General features: G+C 60.1%; 3 protein-coding genes. All 3 read left to right on the top strand.

What is annotated here, in order from left to right:
* Nucleotides 1–1395, top strand: a 1395-nt coding sequence (gene mrdA, locus D8V06_RS06605) for a penicillin-binding protein 2 (protein ID WP_130930649.1), incomplete at its 5' end; no start/stop codon positions are given.
* Between the two features lie 31 nt (nt 1396–1426).
* The gene (rodA, locus tag D8V06_RS06600) at nt 1427–2530 is read left to right on the top strand and encodes a rod shape-determining protein RodA (RefSeq protein ID WP_056855903.1); all 1104 of its coding nucleotides are present in this window, start codon (nt 1427–1429) and stop codon (nt 2528–2530) included.
* A 5-nt stretch (nt 2531–2535) separates the two neighbouring features.
* Nucleotides 2536–3052: lytic murein transglycosylase (locus D8V06_RS06595; RefSeq protein ID WP_177434389.1), on the top strand; the 517-nt coding region annotated here is incomplete at its 3' end.

Genomic DNA, 3052 nt, shown 5'->3' with positions numbered 1-3052 from the left:
CCGCAGGGCGCGCACTTTGCGCACTCGGTGGGTTACATGGGGCGGATCAACGAGAAAGAGCTCAAGACCCTCGACCCGGTCAATTACAGCGGCACCCATCACATCGGCAAAACCGGTATCGAACGCTTTTACGAGCCCGAACTGCACGGCCAGGTGGGTTACGAAGAAGTCGAAACTAACGCTCGGGGCCGCGTTTTGCGGGTACTCAAGCGTACCGATCCGATTCCCGGCAAGGACATCGTGCTGAGCCTGGACATCAAGTTGCAGGAAGCCGCTGAAGCCGCACTTGGCGGGCGGCGCGGCGCTGTCGTGGCGCTGGACCCGAAAACCGGTGAAGTGCTGGCGATGGTCAGCCAACCGAGTTTCGATCCGAACCTGTTCGTCACCGGCATCAGCTTCAAGGCCTATTCCGAACTGCGCGATTCCATCGACCGGCCGTTGTTCAACCGCGTTCTGCGCGGCCTGTATCCACCTGGATCGACGATCAAGCCAGCGGTGGCGATTGCCGGTCTTGACGCGGGCGTGGTGACAGCGTCGAGCCGGGTATTCGATCCGGGCTACTACATGCTGCCCAACTACGACCACAAGTATCGCAACTGGAACCGCACCGGCGACGGCTTCGTCGACCTCGATACGGCGATCATGCGTTCCAACGACACCTACTTCTATGACCTGGCGCACAAGCTGGGGATCGATCGGCTGTCGGCCTACATGACCAAGTTCGGCATCGGCCAGAAAGTCTCTCTGGACATGTTCGAAGAGTCGCCTGGCTTGATGCCGTCCCGCGAGTGGAAGCGTGCGACCCGCCGTCAGGCATGGTACCCGGGCGAAACGCTGATTCTCGGGATTGGTCAGGGCTATATGCAATCGACTCCGTTGCAGTTGGCCCAGGCCACCGCGCTGGTGGCCAACAAAGGCATCTGGAATCGCCCGCATCTGGCCAAGACCATCGAAGGCGCGAAGCCGGTGGATGAAAATCCCATGCCGGACATTATCCTGCGCGACCCGTCGGACTGGACCAAGGTCAACCACGGCATGCAGCAGGTCATGCATGGCGCCCGGGGCACCGCGCGCAAGGCTTCGATCGGTGCGCAGTACCGGATCGCCGGCAAGAGCGGTACGGCTCAGGTGGTGGCGATCAAGCAAGGCGAGAAGTACGACCGCTCCAAGGTTCAGGAGCGCCACCGTGACCACGCTTTGTTCGTCGGCTTTGCGCCGGCCGACGACCCGAAAATCGTGGTGTCGGTGATGGTGGAGAACGGCGAGTCCGGCTCCGGCGTGGCAGCGCCCGTGGTGCGTCAAGTCATGGACGCCTGGTTGCTCGATGAGAGCGGTCATCTGAAAGCCGAATACGCCAGTCCTATCAGCGCGGAGGCTACGGCCCGTGAAGAATAATTTCGATCGCATGCTTTCCAGCGAGGATGTGATGCGTCGCCGGGCGACGTTGTTGCAACGCATGCACATCGACGGCCCTTTGCTGATCCTGCTGTTGACCCTCGCCGCCGGCAGCCTGTTCGTGTTGTATTCGGCCAGTGGCAAAAGTTGGGATCTGCTGGGCAAACAAGCCACCTCGTTCGGTATTGGCCTGGTGGCGATGATCGTCATCGCCCAATTCGAACCGCGATTCATGGCGCGTTGGGTGCCGCTGGGCTACGTGGTCGGCGTGATGCTGTTGCTGGTGGTGGACATCATGGGCCACAACGCCATGGGCGCGACACGCTGGATCAATATTCCCGGGGTGATCCGCTTCCAGCCCTCGGAGTTCATGAAAATCCTGATGCCGGCGACTATCGCCTGGTATCTGTCCAAACGCAGTCTGCCACCGCAGCTTAAACACGTGGGCGTCAGCCTGATGCTGATCGGCGTGCCGTTCATTTTGATTGTGCGGCAACCGGACCTCGGCACCTCGCTGCTGATCCTGGCCGGTGGTGCATTCGTGCTGTTCATGGGTGGCCTGCGCTGGCGCTGGATTCTCAGCGTACTGGCCGCAACGGTGCCCGTGGCCATCGCCATGTGGTTCTTCGTCATGCACGATTACCAGAAGCAGCGGGTCCTGACGTTCCTCGACCCTGAAAGTGATCCGCTGGGCACTGGCTGGAACATCATTCAGTCGAAGGCCGCCATCGGTTCCGGCGGCGTGTTCGGCAAGGGGTGGCTATTGGGCACACAGTCGCACCTGGACTTTCTCCCGGAAAGCCATACCGACTTCATCATTGCGGTCATGGGCGAAGAATTCGGTCTGGTGGGCATTTGCGCGCTGCTGTTGATCTACCTGCTGTTGATCGGGCGCGGGCTGGTGATTACCGCCCAGGCCCAGACATTGTTCGGCAAGTTGCTGGCCGGCGCGCTGACCATGACGTTTTTTGTTTATGTTTTCGTCAATATCGGTATGGTCAGCGGCCTGTTGCCGGTCGTGGGGGTGCCGTTGCCGTTCATTAGCTACGGAGGAACTTCGCTGGTGACGCTGCTGTCAGCGTTTGGGGTTTTGATGTCGATCCATACCCATCGTAAGTGGATCGCACAGGTTTGAATAAGGTGAAGAGTTCAATGCAAGTAATGCGTGGCTGGGCGACTCGATACGCGCCGTGGGTCGGCCTGGTAAGCATCCTTGGCACTGCGCAGGAAGCGTTGGCCGGCGATTACGAAGGCACACCGCAAGTGGCCGAATTCGTCGGTGAAATGACCCGCGACTACGGTTTCGCCGGTGAACAGTTGATGGGCGTGTTTCGCGAAGCCGAGCGCAAACAGTCGATCCTGGACGCTATTTCGAAACCCGCCGAGCGGGTCAAGCAGTGGAACGAATATCGCCCGATGTTCATCACCGACGCGCGTATCGCCCGTGGCGTGGATTTCTGGCGCCAGCACGAAGCGGTGCTGGCCCGGGCTGAACAGGAATACGGCGTGCCGGCTCAGGTGATCGTCTCGATCATCGGCGTCGAAACCTTTTTCGGTCGCAATACCGGCAATTTCCGGGTAATCGATGCGTTGTCGACCCTGGGTTTCGACTATCCTCCCCGTGCCGAATTTTTCCGCAAGGAATTGCGTGAGTTCC

This window comes from Pseudomonas sp. Sample_24, from assembly GCF_004307605.1.
Classification (GTDB): Bacteria; Pseudomonadota; Gammaproteobacteria; order Pseudomonadales; family Pseudomonadaceae; genus Aquipseudomonas.
The sequence above is the reverse complement of the archived record's forward strand: the minus strand, read 5'-3'. Positions and strand labels throughout refer to the sequence as shown.